Source organism: Faecalibacterium sp., from assembly GCF_052358865.1.
GTDB lineage: Bacteria > Bacillota > Clostridia > Oscillospirales > Ruminococcaceae > Faecalibacterium > Faecalibacterium butyricigenerans.
Map to the genome: position 1 here is coordinate 46,662 of NZ_DAWCVJ010000004.1, position 17,086 is coordinate 63,747.

The window sequence follows — 17,086 nt, forward strand, 5'->3', positions numbered from 1 at the left end:
ATGGAGCAGGGACTTTTGCACCTCTACTGGGGCGATGGAAAGGGAAAGACCACCGCCGCCATGGGCCTTGCACTCCGTGCGCTGGGAGCCGGAAAGCGGGTGGTCATCGTCCAGTTCCTGAAAGGCGGGAACAGCGGGGAGATCCCGCTTCTGGCCCGGCTGGGGGCGGAGATCTACCGGGGCAAGGCCGGGCAGAAATTCGTGTTCCAGATGACGCCGGAAGAAAAGGCCACGACCCGTGAACTGCAAGATCAGAACCTTGCCGCTGCAATGGCCCGCCCTGCCGACCTGCTGGTGCTGGACGAGGCCGGAAGCGCCGAGGAACTGGAGATGGTGGACGTCGGCCAATTAAAAAAGGCCGTCTTGGAACGGCCTGCCGGATGTGAATGCGTCCTGACGGCCCACACGCCGCCCCAGTGGATGCTGGATGCCGCCGATTACTCCACCGAGATGAAATGCCACCGCCACCCCTACCAGAAGGGGATAAAAGCACGAAAGGGGATAGAATATTGACGCCGCAGCATCATCTTCCCGCCGACATCGAGCGGACGAGCTTCCGCATCATCACCGAAGAGCTGGACATGATGGGCCTGACCCCGCCGCCCGAGCACGAAGCCGTGGTCAAGCGGGTCATCCACACCACCGCCGACTTCGACTATGCGCGGAATCTCCGCTTTACCCCCCACGCCGTGGAGCAGGCCGTCAAGGCCCTCCACGCCGGAGCGGTCATCGTGACCGATACGAACATGGCGCTGGCCGGCATCACAAAGCCCGGGCTGGCAAAGCTGGGCGGCATGGCCTGCTGCTACATGGCCGACCCGGAGGTGGCCGCTGCCGCCAAGGAGGCGGGCACCACCCGGGCCGTTGCGGCCATGAAAAAGGCGGCACAGGAGCACCCCGGGGCGATCCTGGCCGTCGGCAACGCGCCCACAGCCCTGCTGACCATCGCAGAGCAGATCGAAAACGGCCTGCGGCCTGCGCTGGTCATTGGCGTCCCGGTGGGCTTCGTGAATGTGGTGGAGAGCAAAGAGCGGCTCTTTGCCGTCTGCGAAAAGCACGGCGTGCCCGCCATCGCGGCGATGGGCCGCAAGGGCGGCAGCAATGTGGCCGCCGCCATCTGCAACGCCCTCATCTACTCCGCCGCCGAGATGCTCGACCCCTCGGCCCGGGGCTGGAAGTGAGCGATAAGGTTTGGAGGAGCGCAATGAACCCTACAAGAAAGACCGATGAAAGCTTTTACCGGCTGTTTTCCGCGTCTCACACCGTTTCAGAGCATCTGACCAAGCGGGAGGACAGCGAGCTGCGCGATAAATACGACCACAACGCGTTCTGCTATTACAGCCAGCCCTCGGCAGATGAAGTCCGGGCCGCGCTGGCCTACCAGAAAGAGCGGGGAGACACCTTCCTCAAGCTGGAAGGGTACGAGCCGCTGGCCGATGCATTCGGCATGGAGTGCGAAGAGACCCTGACGATGGTTCTGCCCCCGGAAACAGACATCCGCAGCTGGAAAACGAACCCGGACGTCTCGATCAAGGCCCCGGACGCAGACCAGCTGGAACAACACGAACTGAAATACTACGGCCCGTTGTACGGGGATGATTACACGGTGCGGAGCAACCGGCGTCTTCGGGAAAAGCTGACCTACCTCGGCGCGTATCTGGGCGGGAAGCTGGTGGGTGATTGCTATATTTTCGCATCCGATGGGTATGTCTGCATGGACGGCCTGCTGGTGGACGAGAATTTCCGGCACCAGTACATCGCCATGACCCTGATGAAGCATATTGCCGAAAAGGCGCAGGAGCGCGGAGAGATCCTGTATCTTCACGCTGACTCCGAGGATACACCGAAGGAACTGTATGCGAAGATGGGATTTCAGGCCGTTGACAAGCTCTATGAATATCTCTGCACCGATTTCTCGAAACTGAAAATATGAACGAATGCGCGCCGGATACGGCGAAAGGCCTCCCGATGCGGGAGGCCTTTCTGTTACACCGTCGCCAGCACGGCGAGGATGCTCTGCCAGCGCGGATTCTCGACGGCAGGCGCACGGCGGATGGGCCGGGGCGTCTGCGCAGGCTGAGGACGCTGGGCCGACTGGGGCAGGGGAGAGAGGAGGGCGGCCTGCCACGCGGCGGCAAGCTGCATGGCCTCGGGGCAGCTCTGGAGGGTGCGGCGCTCGGCCCCGGCAAGATAGTCGCCCAGCCAGCAGAGGATGGCCGCGATGTTGAGCTGCTCTGCGGCGCGGGCGCTCCAATAGCTCCAATGGGCGGGACGGCCTGCGAACCGCTCCACCGTGATAAGCGCCCCTTCCCGGACAGAGGAGGGAGCGGCCGTCCCACAACCACCGGCAGTATGGGCCAGCACATGAAGGATGCGTTCCATCCGGCCGCTGTCGAGGGCGTCGTCCCGGATGAAGGCAGAGAAATCCGTCTGGGCCAGCAGACCCTCGGCGGTGGCAGGGAAGCGCCCCGTCAGCTCGCCGGAGGCGTTGTGGCAGCTCTGCCACCCCTTTCGGATGAGCTGGAAGTTCAGCTTCTGGCGTCCCATCGTGGAATAGAAGACCCGGGCCTTGCCGCTGACCGGCTCCTGCCGCAGCTCGAGATAGGCGTCCGCACCGCCGAGGTCTTGTACCTTGACACTGAGCACAAGGCGGTACTCGGGCTTCTGGCTGGACATGGCAAGATGCATCTCTTCAAAATAACGTGCGGCATCCATAGTGGTTCTCCTTCCTGTGGGCAGCGTGGGTGTTGTCGGAGGGGTACGGCCCTTTGTTGGATGTAGTATATCATAAATCACGACAAAATACAACTATAAGTTTGCCAAAAAACCAGAAAACTTTCTGCTTTTCCGACAAAACAAAACAAGATGGTTGTATACGACAACAAAAATACGGGGCTGCTGGCAGCAGATACAACTGCACAGCGGCCCCGCAGGCTCTCTTTATAAATAAGAAGCTCAGTCGCCCAGCTCCCGGATCTCGTTCTGGATGAGCCGTCCGGCGGCGCGGGCCAGCTGGTCCATCCCCCGGATGCGGGCCATGTTCTTGCCGTAGATACGGGAGGCATCGGCGGCGCTGGAGTCCTCGCCCATAAAGACGGCGGAGACCCGCAGGCCCTTGCGCTGGAGCGCCCGCACCTCGGCGGCGGCATCCTCCACGCCTGCGCTCCCGCCGTAATCGCGGCCCAGCGGGTCGTTGGGAGAGGGCGGGATGCGGCGGCTGTCGTTGGGGGAGGCGTCAGTCAGGAGGATGAGCAGGTGGCGTGCGGCAGGGCCGGGGTCGAAGTCGATGAGGTCGCCTGCGGCACGCAGAGCCAGACCGTCCCGGTTCCAGCCCGAGGCGAAATACTGGCAGATGCCCTGCAGGCTCTTTTCTTTAAAGCCCTTGAGCACTCGGAGGACGGTGTAGCCTCGCAGGCTGGAAAAGCAGCTCACCCGCACCGGGATGCCGCAGGCCGCGAGGCTCTGGGCAAGGATAGACCCCTGTGCCGCGATGACCTCCTGACAGTGGAGGCGGGAGGCCGAGGCGTCCAGCAGGAGATCAACGGTAAAGGAGGGATGATTCTCCTCCTCTGCACAGCGGAACACCCGGCCATCGTCCATGACGGTGCGCCAGACCCGCCCGGGGTCGAGATTGCCGCTGCGGGCCACCCGGGCGTTGGGCTGCTGGTGGACGAGGATGCAGTTGCGGATCTGTTCGGAGAGCCGGAGCACGACGCTGCGGTGAAGCTCAAGGTTTTTCGCGTAATAGGCCCGGTTCCGCTCGGCCTGAAGCTGGGCCTGCTCGGCCAGATGCTTTGCCTCGGGGGTGGGGGCCTGTTCCGGGCTGGGCACGCCGGAGGCGAACCAGAGATGACAGCCCAGATGCTCGCCGGTGCAAAGCTCCTGCTCGGCCTTCCGCAGCCGCTCGGGCGGGTAGAGCGACCGGCCAAAGCAGCTCTCGATGTAGGCCCGGTCCTCCTCGGCGCGCTGGCGCAGGGTGATGTGGGCCAGCCGCTTGTCCGCATGGACACCGCCGCCGGAGGCATCCACCGCGCCGGAGTGCTCCACCGTCACCCGGTCGGTCTTTATCATCTGGGTGGGCATGGTGCGGGTCATGAGGGACGCCAGCAGGCCGTCCAAGTGGAGGTGCAGCCCGGCTTTCTGGTGCACCGTCCCGTCGAACAGCTCGAACTTGGCGTAGACGGCCAGCAGCGCGGCTTTCAGCTCCTCGGGGCGAGGGGGCGTTTCGGGGCTGAGGGCAGCGCTGAGGCTCTTTTCGTAGGGGGTCATGACGGGCGGCGTCCGGCCCTGCACGGCCCGCCAGCGTGCAGCCTGCATGGAGTAGACCAGCTGGTTCTTCGCCATCCACTCCTGCCGCGAGAGCTTGTACTGGATGCCGAAAAAATAATCCGCGTGGGCGCGGCGGAGGGCCGAAAGCACCGGGCGGCCGGGCAGCTCGAGGGCGTAAGCCGCGCTTTCGAGGTAGAGCCAGCTCAGATCGTCCAGCATGGTCTGCCGGAGGTCGCCCTCCCATGTGTCGAAGAGGCTGCGCACCAGCGCGTCGCCGTAGTATTTGTGCACCAGCCCCACGATGCAGTTCATGTAAAAATCAATGGTGCCGTCGGTGTTGCGGGCAAGGAACAACGGCTCGAAGCCGTAGGCCCCTGCCGCCGCCCACACCTGATTGGCGGCACGCCGCTCTTCGGCGGTGTAGCTCTGCGCTTCCATCGGAATGCTCCTTTAGCCGAAGAGCTTTGCGGCGGTGAGCTGGGCCGGGATGCGGGCGGCGATGGCGTCCCGGATGAGGCCCTGCTCGTAGGAGTCGAAGGCCTTGTTGGTGATGCCCATGTCCAGCGCAGCCCCGGCGGCGACGCCCCGGCGCATCAGGCGCAGAGCGTCCAGCATCCCGCGCAGGTCGAGGGCTTTGGTGGAGATCTCCGCGCTGTCGCACTTTTTCTGCAAGTCGAGGAAGAGGAGGGCAAACTGCCGGATGTATTTGCCGTTCAGGTCGGGGAACTGGGTGCGCAGGAGCTTTTCAAGGTTCTCTTCGGTGATGGTGGGCATCTGGATGACCACGAAACGGGAGGTCAGCGCCTCGTTCAGCTCCCGGGTGCCTGCATAGCCGTAGTTCATGGTGGCGATGAAGCGGGTCTCCTCGGCCAGCGGGATGCGGTCGTAGCCCGGCACATCAATGGCCCGGCGAAAATCCAGCACGGCGTGGAGGACGGCCAGCGCCTCGTTTTTGGCCATATTGATCTCATCCAGCACGCCGAAGCCGCCGCTCTGGGCGCAGCGGTAGACCGGGCCGGGCCGGAACTTTACCTGTCCGCCCTCGAAGGTGTCCATGCCGATGAGGGAGGCTGCATCCATGTTGACGTGGAACGAGATGTCCCACGCGGGACGCCCGAAGGCGGCGGCAAGGTTCTCTGCCAGCACGTTTTTGCCAGTGGCCTTGCCGCCCGCCAGCAGCAGGTTCTCGCCGCAGAGCAGAGCGGCCAGCGCCTGCTCCCACACCTCTCTGCCGTAGTAGACGAAAGCAGGGGCCGGGATGCGGGGACGCAGGGCCTCGGCCAGCGGGTGGGCGGTGCGGTATTCTTCCACAGCCCGCAGCAGGTCGGGGGAGATCCCCTCCTGCCGCAGCGTATCCATCAGACCAGATGTTTCAGACATCAATGACATCTCCTTGCGGTTGGCAGTGCCAAACCGAAATTTCACCCTTATCATAGCACAATCGGCGTGGTTTGTGTAGAGCTTTGGCAGGCAAAAAAGCGGCAAAGAAGCAGAGAGAACACAGGGGAAGCGGATCCAAAAAATTTCAGCCGGAACGGGCAGATCTCAGGAATAAATTGACAGAGCGTGTGGAATGAGATAAAATATCTTTCGTTGTGTTAAAATCAGGAAGCCGTTTTCGTAAGCATTGCACACTGCTTACAAAAACAGCTTCCAAAGAAAGGCGTAAACTATCATGCTCGAAACCATCACAGCCGTCAATCAGGCGGTCAACAGCTTCATTTGGGGCATCCCGGCGATGGTCTGCATCATCGGCGTGGGCCTGCTGCTCAGCGTGCGGACCGGCTTTTTGCAGATCCGGAAATTCCCCTATGCCATCCGCACCACCATCGGACGCATCTTCCGCAGGAAGGACGCCTCCGACGGCGCAATGACGCCGTTTCAGGCGGTCTGCACCGCGCTGGCTGCGACCGTCGGCACCGGCAACATCGCCGGCGTGGCGGGCGCGATCGCCATCGGCGGGCCGGGCGCGGTGTTCTGGATGTGGTGCTCGGCTCTGCTGGGGATGTGCACCAAGTTCGCCGAGGTGACGCTGGCGGTGCACTTCCGCGAGCGGAACAAGAACGGTGAGCTTGTGGGCGGCCCCATGTACTATATCAAGAACGGCCTCGGCAGCCGGTGGCAGTTCCTCGCGGTCCTCTACTCCCTGTTCGGCGTGCTGACCGTCTTCGGCACCGGCAACGCCACGCAGGTGAACACCATCGTCACCGCCATCGACTCAGCCCTGCTGGCCACCGGCAGCGGCCTGAACGGCATCCTGCCCACCCTCAACCTCATCGTGGGCGTCGTGGTGGCCATGATGGTGGCAATGGTGCTGCTGGGCGGCGTCAAGCGCATCGGCAGCGTCACCGAGAAGCTGGTGCCCTTTATGGCGCTGTTCTACATTGTACTGGCGCTGGGCGTCGTGGCGCTCAACTACCGCCGCTTCCCGGCGGTCCTTGCCTCCATCGTCGGCGGTGCATTCGACCCGCAGGCCGTCACCGGCGGTGCCATCGGCAGCGTCTTTCTCAGTATGCAGAAGGGCGTCTCCCGCGGCATCTTCTCCAACGAGGCCGGCCTCGGCACAGGCTCCATCGCCCACGCCTGCGCCGACACCCACAAGCCGGTCAAGCAGGGAATGTTCGGCATCTTCGAGGTCTTTGCCGATACCATCGTCATCTGCACCCTGACCGCCATGGTCATCCTGTGCAGCGGTGTGCCGGTGGGCTACGGCAGCGCGGCAGGCGCGGAGCTGACCATCTCCGGCTTCACGGCCACCTACGGCGGCTGGTCGTCCATCTTCACGGCGGTGGCGCTCTGCTGCTTCGCGTTCTCCACCATCATCGGCTGGGGCCTGTACGGCTCCCGGTGCATCGAGTTCCTGTTCCACACCGACAAGGTGGTCGGGCCGTTCCTCGTGGTCTACTCCTTCGTGTCCATTCTGGGCGCGACAGTGGACCTCGGGCTGCTGTGGAGCATCGCCGACACCTTCAACGGCCTGATGAGCATCCCGAACCTCATCGCCCTGCTTCTGCTCTCCGGCACGGTGGCAAAGCTCACGAAGGAGTTCTTCGCAGGCGAAGGGGCAAAGTGAAAAACTTATAAAGTGTAGAACCCCCACATGGCTGATGCTACGTGGGGGATTTTTGCGTAGAAAAGCTGAAATCTGTATAGATGGAGAGGCAATCATATTGATAAGCAGATTTTATAGTGCTATAATTTATTTAAAGAGGCAGACCATATGAGGTTGCGGCAGAAAAGTACGAATAGCGTTCCGGAAAAGGAGGAAGCGTTATGAAAAAGAAACTTGCAGCTCTTTTGTCTACGGCGGTGTTGCTGTGCGGATGTCTTGGACTTTCGGCGATGGCGGCGAAGCCGAATGTGGAACTTATGACATTACAGGTTATATGGGGGAATAATTGTGCATATTCACCAACCGTGTATTTCAGAAACAATACAGCGAAAGATATTAAATATACAGAATGGTATGCCACGGCATATAATCGTGTAGGGGATGCGATACCAGAAATTGCCACACAGGTATTAACCGCGGTAGGTCCCAATGAGCCTTTTCAGGTGTATGAAGATAACAACAATAACTTGAACACTCTATATGGGGTTGCAAAAGATTTTCCGTTTAAATATTATAAAGAAACGGGGTACTATGTTTCTATTGGAAGTAATGATGAACTGAAAAATGTTTTTCGAGATGTCAATGGGAATTTCTTTGTTCAGGCTAAACAGGGAGATATATACAGTGCTACATATCTGACGGAAGATGAAATCCAAAATGCGATGGTAGATACATATTGCAGATTTGATGGAGTTGGCTGGTACAGTAATGTTATTTCTTATATTCAAGTGGATAAAGTGGTGGTCACTTATATGGATGGCACGAAGGAAACAATTTATCATCCGAACTCTAAGTATCAAGGCATGACTCTCCAAAACCCGCCTTTTTATCAGCAGCTTGCCCAGTATCAGGCTGTCTACAACTACCAAGACTATCTTACCTACAATCCTGACCTCGCTGCCCTTTATGGTGCTGACCAGAAAAAACTGTTTGACCACTTTGTGACCAGCGGCATGAAAGAAGGCCGTCGCGGAAGCAGCGGATTTGACCTGAACACCTATAAAGCAAATAACCCCGAGCTTGTGGCCATGTTTGGAGATGATAATGTGAAGTACTACGAGCATTATATTGCAAATGGCAAGGCAGAGGGCCGCATAGCGGCATAAAATCCATATATCTCTGACAATGAATCCCCGGCACGGTCTGAATCGTGCTGGGGATTTTGTGTTGCGGATATTTTGCCTGATTTGGGCAATTTCTCTGCAAAAATATAAAAAAGTATAAAAATTTCATGAAAATCATAAGAAATGACATTGAAAATGTTTTAACAAAGTGGTAAAGTAGAAGCAAAGAGAGTCGTGCCCGCCGCCCGGCGGGACGCAAAATTGGGAGGTTTATTACCAATGGCTGATCGTATCGTTCTGAACACCATTTCCTACCATGGCCACGGCGCCATCGAGAACATCGTGCCCGAGCTGACGGCCCGCGGCTACAAGAAGGCTTTCGTCTGCTCCGACCCCGACCTCATCAAGTTCGGCGTCACCAAGAAGGTCACGGACCTGCTGGATGCTGCAAACTTCGCCTACGCCGTCTACAGCGAGATCAAGCCCAACCCCACCATTGCCAATGTGCAGGACGGCGTGGCCGCCTTCAAGGCTGCTGAGGCAGACAGCATCGTGACCATCGGCGGCGGTTCTTCGATGGACACCGCAAAGGCCATCGGCATCATCATCAACAACCCCGAGTTTGCCGATGTCCGCTCTCTGGAGGGCGTTGCTCCCACCAAGAAGCACGCGGTCTTCACCATCGCAGTGCCCACCACTGCCGGTACTGCAGCTGAAGTCACCATCAACTACGTCATCACCGACGTGGAGAAGAAGCGCAAGTTCGTCTGCGTCGATACCAACGATATTCCGGAGATCGCCGTCGTCGATCCCGATATGATGTCCTCTATGCCCAAGGGCCTGACCGCCGCCACCGGTATGGACGCTCTGACCCACGCCATCGAGGGCTACATCACCAAGGGCCACTGCGTCATCTCCGATATGTTCCATCTCGAGGCCATCAAGCTCATCAGCGAGAACCTGCGCGGTGCTGTCCAGAACACCCCCGAGGGCCGCGAGGGCATGGCGCTGGGCCAGTACATCGCCGGCATGGGCTTCTCCAACGTGGGTCTGGGCATCGTCCACTCCATGGCACACGGTCTGTCCGCTCTGTACGACACCCCCCACGGCGTGGCCTGCGCTATCCTGCTGCCCGTCGGTCTGGAGTACAACAAGACCGTCGCCGGTGAGCGTTACCGCGCCGTCGGCAAGGCGATGGGCGTTGTGGGCATCGACGAGATGAACGACGCCGAGGCAGCAGATGCCACCATCGCCGCCGTCAAGCAGCTGTCTGCGGATGTGGGCATCCCCACAAATCTCCACGGCATCCTGAAGGAGAAGGACATCCAGTTCCTCGCCGAGTCCGCTTATGCCGACGCCTGCCGTCCCGGCAACCCCCGCGACACCAGCGTGGAGGAGATCGTGGAGCTGTACAAGAGCCAGCTGTAAGCTGCGCCTGAGCGCTTTACCCTTATAAAATATAGGCCGCTGCTAAGTACAACCTCTCAGTCTCGCTGTCGCTCGACAGCTCCCCTTGTAGGGGAGCCTCTGGCGAAGAGATGAGGCTTTCCGCCCTGCCAAGGCCTCCCCTCGATAGGGGAGGTGGCTGCGCCAAAGGCGCAGACGGAGAGGTTGTCTTTCAGCGGCCTTTTTGCGTGAAAATTCTGCCTTCCTCTTGCACGGGAAGCAAAAACTGCGTACAATATCCCTGTAACCATTCATATGGGAAAGGAAACACGCAATGGAGCTGAATTTTTATACCCTCTGCGTCATTTATCTGGTCTATTCATTCCTCGGCTGGGTGGCCGAAACGGTGGCAGCGACGGTGAAAGGACGTGCCTTCGTCAACCGTGGCGTGGCGTCCGGCCCGTTCTGCTTCGTCTACGGCACGGCGGCTGTGCTGATGGCCGTGGGCTTCGCCGACCTGCGTTCGGCCCCGCTGGCCCTCTTTCTCGGCTGTGCGGCGGACGCCACGGTAGTGGAGTGGGTGACGGCCAAGCTGCTGGAGCGGGTGCACCGCCGCCGCTGGTGGGACTACTCGGACAAGAAGTTCAATCTGGACGGCTATGTCTGCCTGCAATATTCGGTGCTCTGGGGCCTGCTGGGCATGGCCAGCGTCCTATGGGGCAACGGCCTGCTGCTGCGCCTCTGCGCCCTTCTGCCGGGGTGGCTGCTGCATGTGGGCGTCTGGGTCATGATGACGGTGGCCGTCCTCGACCAGCTGGGTACGGCGCTGGCCGTCAACCAGTACGCCGCCAGCCACCCGAAGTTGGAACAGTTCAACCTTGAGCTGGAAAAGCACTCGGACAAGCTGCGCCAGCGGCTCATCGCCCATGTGGAAAAGCGTATCCAGAAGGCCTATCCGACTGCTGTCCGGCCCGAGCCGACGGTGCAGGCCGAGAAGGCCCTGAGCTTCGGCGACCTCGTCTGGCTCTTCGTCATCGGCGCGTTCCTCGGCGATGTGGTGGAGACGCTCTTCTGCCGGGTGACGGCGGGGGTCTGGATGAGCCGCTCGAGCCTTGTGTGGGGTCCCTTCAGCGTGGTGTGGGGGCTGGCGCTGGTCATGGCGGCTGTCCTGCTGCGGGGCAGCGAGAAGCGGAGCGACCGCTCCATCTTCCTCTTCGGCTTTGTGCTGGGCGGCGCGTATGAGTATCTTTGCAGCGCCGTGGGCGAGCTGCTCTTCGGCGTCATCTTTTGGGATTACAGCGGCTTCAAGTTCAATCTGGGAGGCCGTGTCAACCTGCTCTACTGCTTTTTCTGGGGCATCGCGGCGGTGGTCTGGATTCGGTACGGCTACCCCCTCATCGCAAAGCTGATGGCAAAGCTCAAAAAGCATATCCTGCCGTGGATGACGGTGGTGCTGACGGTGTTCATGGCCGTGAACATGGGGCTTTCCGGTCTGGCGCTGGCCCGCTACGACGCCCGCACCAGCGGCCTCGCCCCGGCAAACCGGCTGGACGTCTTCCTCGACGAGCATTTCGACAATGCCCGGATGGAGCGGGTATACCCCAACGCAAAGAAGACGTGAAATTTGCAGGGGACTCTTTTCTCTCTGCCGGAAGTGTAGTAAAATAAGGGCAGAAATGTTCTCACGAAGAACGAAGGGAGGACCTGTATGAAATTCTTTATCGATACCGCAAATGTGGACGAGATCCGCAAGGCCAATGATATGGGCGTCATTTCGGGCGTCACCACCAACCCCAGCCTCATCGCAAAGGAGCACAAGGACTACGCCAAGACGCTGGCGGAGATCGCCTCCATCGTGGACGGCCCCATCTCCGGCGAGGTGAAGGCCACCACCACTGATGCGGAGACGATGGTGAAGGAGGGAGAGGCCATCTATGCCCTCGACCCCAAGCACATGGTCGTCAAGATCCCCATGACCGTGGAGGGCCTCAAGGCCATCAAGGCCCTGAGCGCCAAGGGCATCCCCACCAACTGCACCCTCATCTTCTCGGCCAATCAGGCCCTGCTGGCTGCACGGGCCGGTGCGGCCTACGTCAGCCCCTTCCTTGGCCGTCTTGATGACATCAGCCAGCCGGGCATCGACCTTGTCCGCACCATCAGCGAGATCTTCGCCAACTACCCGGACATCCATACGCAGATCATTGCGGCCTCTGTCCGCAACCCCATCCATATCACCGAGTGTGCGCTGGCCGGTGCGGACATCGCCACCGTGCCCTACAAGGTCATTGAGCAGATGACCAAGCACCCCCTCACCGATCAGGGCATCGAGAAATTCAAGGCAGACTATACCGCCGTCTTCGGCGCATAAGAGCAAAACAAAAAAGCGGCAGGCCCGACGGCCTGCCGCTTTTGCTGTATCCGGGATGATCAGAAGATCTTCACTTCGTCCTTGTCCATAAAGGCGGCACCCGCAAAGCCGGCTGCTTCCAGCTGGCCCAGCTGCTTGCCGAGCTTCTTGCCCTGCGGCAGGACGGTGACGTTGTACGTCTCGCGGAGGGTGGCGGCCCGGCTCAGGACGGCGGTGAAGTCGGCGTCCCTGCCGTAGAGCAGGGCGATCTTCTGCTTTGCGCCGGGGATCTGGTAGCCCTGCTCGAGCAGGATGCCGCAGACCCGCTCGAAGCCGATGGAGAAGCCGACGGCGGGCACCTGCGTGCCGAGGAACTTGCCCACCATGTTGTCGTAGCGTCCGCCGCCGGCGACTGCGCCGCTGAACTGCGGGCAGGTGATCTCGAAGACCATGCCGGTGTAGTAGCCCTGACCGCGCACGAGGCTGGGGCAGTAGGCCACCTGATAGCGGCCTGCGGCCATGACGTTGGCGGTGGCGAGGACATACTTCAGGTCGTCGGCGATGGCGGGGTCGGCGCAGCGGGAGGCCACGGCGTCCAGCGTCACCTCACCGGCGGCGATGAAGTCGGCCAGTGCGTTGACAGCGCTCTCGGGCAGCTGCTTTTCCAGCAGTTCGGCCTTGACGCCGTCGGCACCGATCTTATCCATCTTGTCGAAGGTGATGCAGACGGAGTCCAGCGTGTCGGCGGCAAAGCCCATGCTCTCCAGCATCCCGCGGAGGATGCGGCGGTCGTTGATGTTGACGGTGAAGCCGTCGAAGCCGATGCCCAGCAGGGCGCGGGTGGTCACGTCGATCAGCTCGACCTCGGCGTTGGGGCTTTCGTCGCCCAGAATGTCGATGTCGCACTGGACGAATTCACGCAGACGGCCCTTCTGGGGGCGCTCGGCGCGGAAGACGCGGTCGGTCTGGATGACCTTGAAGGGGTGGGGGAGCTTGTCCTTGTTGGCGGCGTAGAAGCGGCTCAGGGGCAGGGTCAGGTCATAGCGCAGGCCCATATCCGAAAGCTCTTTCGGGTCGCCGGAGTTCAGGGCAGCGGTGAGCTTGTCGCCCCGCTTGAGCACCTTGAAGATGAGGTTCAGGTTGTCGCCGCCGTCGGACTTGTCGAGGTTCTCCATATCCTCCAGCATGGGGGTGGAGATGCGCTCGAAGCCGGATGCGCGGTAAGTCTCAAGGATCTTGCCCTGAATGTAGTCGCGCAGGGTCTGCTCGTTGGGCAGAAGGTCGCGCATCCCTTTTAAGGCCTGAGTTTTCATAGTGTATGTCCTCTCTTTATAGCCCTCTCAGTCGCTGACGCGACAGCTCCCCCAAAGGGGGAGCCACTGGCGTGTCGGCAAGGCCTGCGCGGGACGCACAGGCTTACTTGAACCAGAAACGGGAGTGCCCTGCGGTCAGGACACACGACAGCGCGACATGAGAGATGATTTTTATCGCAAGTCAAGAAATTAGTGCAACATTCAAACAGCATATTTGCGATATGCAATTCAACGCTGTTGCTGTTGCATTAAAAAGTTGAATTGCTATATAATACCCTTCTAATTATAAAGAATACTGTCTTTTTGTCAATCGAAAAGGACACACTATTCTTTGAGGTGATGCAAAGAATGCAGAAAACAAGACCTTGGGCCATCCTGGCGGCAGGGGCGGCGATACAGGTGCTGACCGGCCTGCCCGCTGCGTGGGGCGTGTTCCAGAAGCCGGTCATGGAGGAATACGGACTCAGTGAGCAGGGGGCGGGCTATGCGTTCGGGGTGCTCATCGCGGCCTTCGGCGTCGGATGCGTCATCGGGGGATTTTTGCAGGACAAGCGAGGGCCTCGCTTTGCGGCCCTCTGGGGGACGGGGCTGCTCTGCGGCGGATTCTTTGGGGCGGCGGCCCTCCCGGCCGGGAAGGAAAGCTTCTTTTTTGGGGTGTTCAGCATCCCGGCGGGCCTCGGCACGGCCTTCCTCTACCCGTCCATCCAGTCCTGCGCCCAGAAGTGGTATCGGGGGCGGAAGGGCCTTGCCACCGGCGTCATCGGGGGCGCGGTGGGCCTGAGCGGTGCCTTCCTCACCGTCTTCGTCCGCACGGCGCTGCGGGGCTTCGGGCCGGTGCAGGGGATACGAGGGGCCTTCTGGGCGCTGGGGGCGCTGACCCTGCCGGTCTGCCTTGCGGGGAGCGCCCTCCTCACCGACCCGCCGCCGGAAAAGCCCCGGCCCGGCGGGCAGGGAAAGGAGGACGCTGCACCGTCCCTCGACCTCTCGCCCCGGCAGATGCTGGGCACACACCAGTACTGGCTCTGCGCCGGAGCGGTCTGCTTTTCCACCCCGGCAGTGCTGCTGTTCAGCCCCATCATCCTGAAGCTGGGCATGGAGCGGGGGCTGGACGAGAGCGCCGCCCTCTGGGCCGTGGTGCTGGGCAGCGTGGGCAGCGCGGCCGGGCGGCTGCTGATGCCCCTGCTCAGCGACAAGATCGGCCGGCGGCCGACCGACCTCATCCTCTTCGGCGCGTCGCTGGGGCTTTCGGTGGTGTTCTGGTCAGCCCGTGGATGGGCCGTCGTAGGGGTGTACGCAGGGCTGACCTTCTGCTACTCGGCGCTGGCGGCAGTGCTGCCCGCCCTCTCCACCGACCTGTTCGGCCTGCCCCACGCCGGAGTGAACTATGGCTTTCTGGCGCTGGGACAGAGTGTAGGAAGCCTTTTGTTCCCGTTTATCGCCAATTTCTGGGGCTTTGGGCCGGGGAGGCACGTCCTCGCCATCGCGGGTGCGGCGGCAGGCTTTGCCTGTATCTGGGCCGTCACGCCGGTGCAGCCAGAGCGCCCGAAGAAGCCGAACTGAGAAACGCTCTTTCGAGGAAAAACGAAAATAACAAAAAGATTGCGAAAAATTTGTCAGAAATAGCTTGCAAATTGCGCCGTCGTCCTCTATAATAAAATTGTGCGTGGTAGTACCGGGAGGAGCGCTGAAAAGAGAGCGGCGCAGCCCGGTCAATGCAAGGCGGCAGGGGAGAGAAGCCCCGGCCGTGTGACATCAATTTGTCAAAAGGAGAGTATGATTATGACCTATTCGCAGCAAGTACAGAATATGTGCCCGATCACCAAAGGTCCTAAGCATGGTCCGGCTCCCATCCCCGAGGAGGGCGCATGGGTCAAGGCCTATGAGATCAAGGACATCAGCGGCTACACCCACGGTGTGGGCTGGTGTGCACCTCAGCAGGGTACCTGCAAGCTGTCTCTGAACATCAAGAACGGCGTCATCGAGGAAGCTCTGGTGGAGACCATCGGCTGCTCCGGCATGACCCACTCCGCTGCTATGGCAGGCGAGATCCTGCCCGGCAAGACCATTCTGGAAGCTCTGAACACCGACCTCGTCTGCGACGCCATCAACGTGGCAATGCGCGAGCTGTTCCTCCAGATCGTCTACGGCCGCAGCCAGACCGCTTTCTCTGAGGACGGTCTGCCCATCGGCGCAGGTCTGGACGACCTGGGCAAGGGCCTGCGCTCCATGACCGGCACCATCTTCTCCACCAAGGAGAAGGGCGTCCGCTATCTGGAGCTGACCGAGGGCTACATCAACAAGCTGGCTCTCGATTCCAACGATGAGGTCATCGGCTATCAGTTCGTCAAGCTGGGCAAGATGATGGAGGACATCCGTCACGGCAAGACCCCCAACGAGGCTTACGAGAAGAACGTGGGTACCTACGGCCGCTTCAGCAAGGAGCAGGGCGCCGTCAAGTACATCGACCCGCGTGAGGAATAAGAGAGGAGGAACAACTCATGGCAACTTTTGAATCTATGGATCGCCGCATGCCGAAGATCGAGGCATGCCTGAAGGCCAACGGCCTCGAGTCTCTGGACGCCTGCAACGAGATGCTCCTCGCTAAGGGCATCGACTGCGATAAGATCGTCCGCGGTGTGCAGCCCATCTGCTTTGATAACGCTGTCTGGGCCTACACGCTGGGCACCGCCATCGCTGTCAAGCGCGGCCTGACCGATGCTGCCGAGTGTGCAGCCGCCATCGGCGAAGGTCTGGAAGCTTTCACTATCCCCGGCTCTGTCGCTGAGCAGCGTCAGGTCGGTCTGGGCCACGGCAATCTGGGCGCTCGTCTGCTGAGCGAGGACACCACCTGCTTCGCTTTCCTCGCAGGCCACGAGTCCTTCGCCGCTGCTGAGGGTGCCATCGGCATCGCCCGCACCGCAAACAAGGTCCGCAAGACCCCCCTGCGCGTCATCCTGAACGGTCTGGGCAAGGATGCCGCTTACATCATCTCCCGCATCAACGGCTTCACCTATGTGCAGACCGAGTACGACATCCCCACCCAGACCCTGAAGGTCGTCAAGGAGATCCCCTTCTCCGAGGGTGAGCGCGCAGCCGTCAAGTGCTACGGCGCAAACGATGTCATGGAGGGCGTTGCCATCATGAAGAAGGAGGACGTCCAGTGCTCCATCACCGGCAACTCCACCAACCCCGTCCGCTTCCAGCATCTGGTCGCCGGCACCTATAAGAAGTGGGCCAACGAGAACGGCAAGAAGTACTTCTCCGTCGCTTCCGGCGGCGGCACGGGCCGTACCCTGCACCCCGATAACGTCGCAGCCGGCCCCGCCAGCTACGGCCTGACCGACTCGCTGGGCCGCGTCCACGGCGATGCTCAGTTCGCAGGTTCTTCTTCTGTGCCTGCACACGTCGAGATGATGGGCCTCATCGGCATGGGCAACAACCCGATGGTCGGCGCTACCGTCGCCTGCGCTGTCGCTGCTGCACAGGCCAACGCCTGAGCCATTTTCTAAGTTCGGCAGAGGGGGCTGCTTGTAAAAGAGCAGCCCCCTTTTTATGCTGATATATGTTCACACCAACAAACCATGAAGCAAACAAG

15 protein-coding genes are annotated in these 17,086 nt (G+C 60.7%); 11 read left to right on the plus strand and 4 right to left on the minus strand.

All coding sequences use genetic code 11. The annotated features are described in order from the left end of the window. The 3 genes from ACT8X9_RS01525 to ACT8X9_RS01535 are packed head-to-tail and all read left to right on the plus strand — an operon-like array spanning position 1 to position 1,933. Positions 1–513, plus strand: coding sequence for a cob(I)yrinic acid a,c-diamide adenosyltransferase (locus ACT8X9_RS01525; protein ID WP_444267891.1), 513 nt, complete (start codon positions 1–3; stop codon positions 511–513). After that, complete coding sequence (locus tag ACT8X9_RS01530) at positions 510–1,181, plus strand: precorrin-8X methylmutase (protein ID WP_444267892.1); 672 nt, start codon at positions 510–512, stop codon at positions 1,179–1,181. Before ACT8X9_RS01525 ends, ACT8X9_RS01530 begins: the two co-directional genes overlap by 4 nt. A 23-nt stretch (positions 1,182–1,204) precedes the next feature. Beyond that, entirely contained in the window at positions 1,205–1,933 is a 729-nt protein-coding gene (locus ACT8X9_RS01535; protein WP_444267893.1) for a GNAT family N-acetyltransferase, read from the plus strand. Positions 1,934–1,986: 53 nt separating this feature from the next. On the opposite strand, the gene ACT8X9_RS01540 is transcribed toward ACT8X9_RS01535, so the two are convergent. From ACT8X9_RS01540 to ACT8X9_RS01550, 3 genes are all read right to left on the minus strand, one after another. Continuing rightward, positions 1,987–2,715, minus strand: a complete 729-nt coding sequence (locus ACT8X9_RS01540) for a hypothetical protein (protein WP_444267894.1) — start codon at positions 2,713–2,715, stop codon at positions 1,987–1,989. Between the two features lie 240 nt (positions 2,716–2,955). Next, on the minus strand, positions 2,956–4,707 hold the full coding sequence (locus ACT8X9_RS01545; protein WP_444267895.1) for a hypothetical protein: 1,752 nt from the start codon (positions 4,705–4,707) through the stop codon (positions 2,956–2,958). Between the two features lie 12 nt (positions 4,708–4,719). Then, complete coding sequence (locus ACT8X9_RS01550; protein ID WP_444267896.1) at positions 4,720–5,649, minus strand: AAA family ATPase; 930 nt, start codon at positions 5,647–5,649, stop codon at positions 4,720–4,722. Between the two features lie 295 nt (positions 5,650–5,944). Here ACT8X9_RS01550 and ACT8X9_RS01555 point away from each other — a divergent pair, with 295 nt between their 5' ends. The 5 genes from ACT8X9_RS01555 (at position 5,945) to fsa (ending at position 12,199) form a co-directional block, all read left to right on the plus strand. Beyond that, a complete protein-coding gene (locus tag ACT8X9_RS01555) occupies positions 5,945–7,342 on the plus strand; it encodes an alanine/glycine:cation symporter family protein (RefSeq protein ID WP_444267897.1) in 1,398 nt (465 codons plus the stop codon). A gap of 200 nt (positions 7,343–7,542) precedes the next feature. Further along, the gene (locus ACT8X9_RS01560; protein WP_444267898.1) at positions 7,543–8,487 is read left to right on the plus strand and encodes a hypothetical protein; all 945 of its coding nucleotides are present in this window, start codon (positions 7,543–7,545) and stop codon (positions 8,485–8,487) included. A 237-nt stretch (positions 8,488–8,724) separates the two neighbouring features. After that, positions 8,725–9,873 carry a lactaldehyde reductase gene (gene fucO, locus ACT8X9_RS01565; protein ID WP_444267899.1) on the plus strand — a complete coding sequence of 383 codons (1,149 nt, stop codon included), beginning with the start codon at positions 8,725–8,727 and terminating at the stop codon, positions 9,871–9,873. Positions 9,874–10,165: 292 nt separating this feature from the next. Then, positions 10,166–11,452: a putative ABC transporter permease gene (locus ACT8X9_RS01570; protein ID WP_444267900.1), complete on the plus strand. Its 1,287-nt coding sequence runs from the start codon at positions 10,166–10,168 to the stop codon at positions 11,450–11,452. A gap of 87 nt (positions 11,453–11,539) precedes the next feature. Next, on the plus strand, positions 11,540–12,199 hold the full coding sequence (gene fsa, locus ACT8X9_RS01575) for a fructose-6-phosphate aldolase (protein WP_249234454.1): 660 nt from the start codon (positions 11,540–11,542) through the stop codon (positions 12,197–12,199). A 59-nt stretch (positions 12,200–12,258) separates the two neighbouring features. On the opposite strand, the gene hisS is transcribed toward fsa, so the two are convergent. After that, the gene (gene hisS / locus ACT8X9_RS01580) at positions 12,259–13,491 is read right to left on the minus strand and encodes a histidine--tRNA ligase (protein ID WP_444267901.1); all 1,233 of its coding nucleotides are present in this window, start codon (positions 13,489–13,491) and stop codon (positions 12,259–12,261) included. A 348-nt stretch (positions 13,492–13,839) separates the two neighbouring features. On the opposite strand from hisS, the gene ACT8X9_RS01585 reads away from it, so the two are divergent. The 3 genes from ACT8X9_RS01585 to ACT8X9_RS01595 all read left to right on the plus strand — a co-directional run bounded on the left by ACT8X9_RS01585 (position 13,840) and on the right by ACT8X9_RS01595 (position 16,988). After that, positions 13,840–15,051, plus strand: a complete 1,212-nt coding sequence (locus ACT8X9_RS01585; protein WP_444267902.1) for an MFS transporter — start codon at positions 13,840–13,842, stop codon at positions 15,049–15,051. 219 nt (positions 15,052–15,270) lie between these two features. After that, positions 15,271–15,972: an iron-sulfur cluster assembly scaffold protein gene (locus ACT8X9_RS01590; RefSeq protein WP_412589662.1), complete on the plus strand. Its 702-nt coding sequence runs from the start codon at positions 15,271–15,273 to the stop codon at positions 15,970–15,972. Between the two features lie 17 nt (positions 15,973–15,989). Beyond that, entirely contained in the window at positions 15,990–16,988 is a 999-nt protein-coding gene (locus ACT8X9_RS01595) for a GGGtGRT protein (protein WP_227619786.1), read from the plus strand. The last annotated feature ends 98 nt before the right edge of the window (positions 16,989–17,086 follow it).

Bases quoted from the DNA above. Each gene is read 5' to 3' on its own strand.
- ACT8X9_RS01525 (WP_444267891.1), top strand. From the start codon at position 1: ATGGAGCAGGGACTTTTGCACCTCTACTGGGGCGATGGAAAGGGAAAG.
- ACT8X9_RS01535 (WP_444267893.1), top strand. From the start codon at position 1,205: ATGAACCCTACAAGAAAGACCGATGAAAGCTTTTACCGGCTGTTTTCC.
- ACT8X9_RS01540 (WP_444267894.1), bottom strand. From the start codon at position 2,715: ATGGATGCCGCACGTTATTTTGAAGAGATGCATCTTGCCATGTCCAGC.
- ACT8X9_RS01545 (WP_444267895.1), bottom strand. From the start codon at position 4,707: ATGGAAGCGCAGAGCTACACCGCCGAAGAGCGGCGTGCCGCCAATCAG.
- ACT8X9_RS01550 (WP_444267896.1), bottom strand. From the start codon at position 5,649: ATGTCTGAAACATCTGGTCTGATGGATACGCTGCGGCAGGAGGGGATC.
- ACT8X9_RS01555 (WP_444267897.1), top strand. From the start codon at position 5,945: ATGCTCGAAACCATCACAGCCGTCAATCAGGCGGTCAACAGCTTCATT.
- ACT8X9_RS01560 (WP_444267898.1), top strand. From the start codon at position 7,543: ATGAAAAAGAAACTTGCAGCTCTTTTGTCTACGGCGGTGTTGCTGTGC.
- fucO (WP_444267899.1), top strand. From the start codon at position 8,725: ATGGCTGATCGTATCGTTCTGAACACCATTTCCTACCATGGCCACGGC.
- ACT8X9_RS01570 (WP_444267900.1), top strand. From the start codon at position 10,166: ATGGAGCTGAATTTTTATACCCTCTGCGTCATTTATCTGGTCTATTCA.
- fsa (WP_249234454.1), top strand. From the start codon at position 11,540: ATGAAATTCTTTATCGATACCGCAAATGTGGACGAGATCCGCAAGGCC.
- hisS (WP_444267901.1), bottom strand. From the start codon at position 13,491: ATGAAAACTCAGGCCTTAAAAGGGATGCGCGACCTTCTGCCCAACGAG.
- ACT8X9_RS01585 (WP_444267902.1), top strand. From the start codon at position 13,840: ATGCAGAAAACAAGACCTTGGGCCATCCTGGCGGCAGGGGCGGCGATA.
- ACT8X9_RS01590 (WP_412589662.1), top strand. From the start codon at position 15,271: ATGACCTATTCGCAGCAAGTACAGAATATGTGCCCGATCACCAAAGGT.
- ACT8X9_RS01595 (WP_227619786.1), top strand. From the start codon at position 15,990: ATGGCAACTTTTGAATCTATGGATCGCCGCATGCCGAAGATCGAGGCA.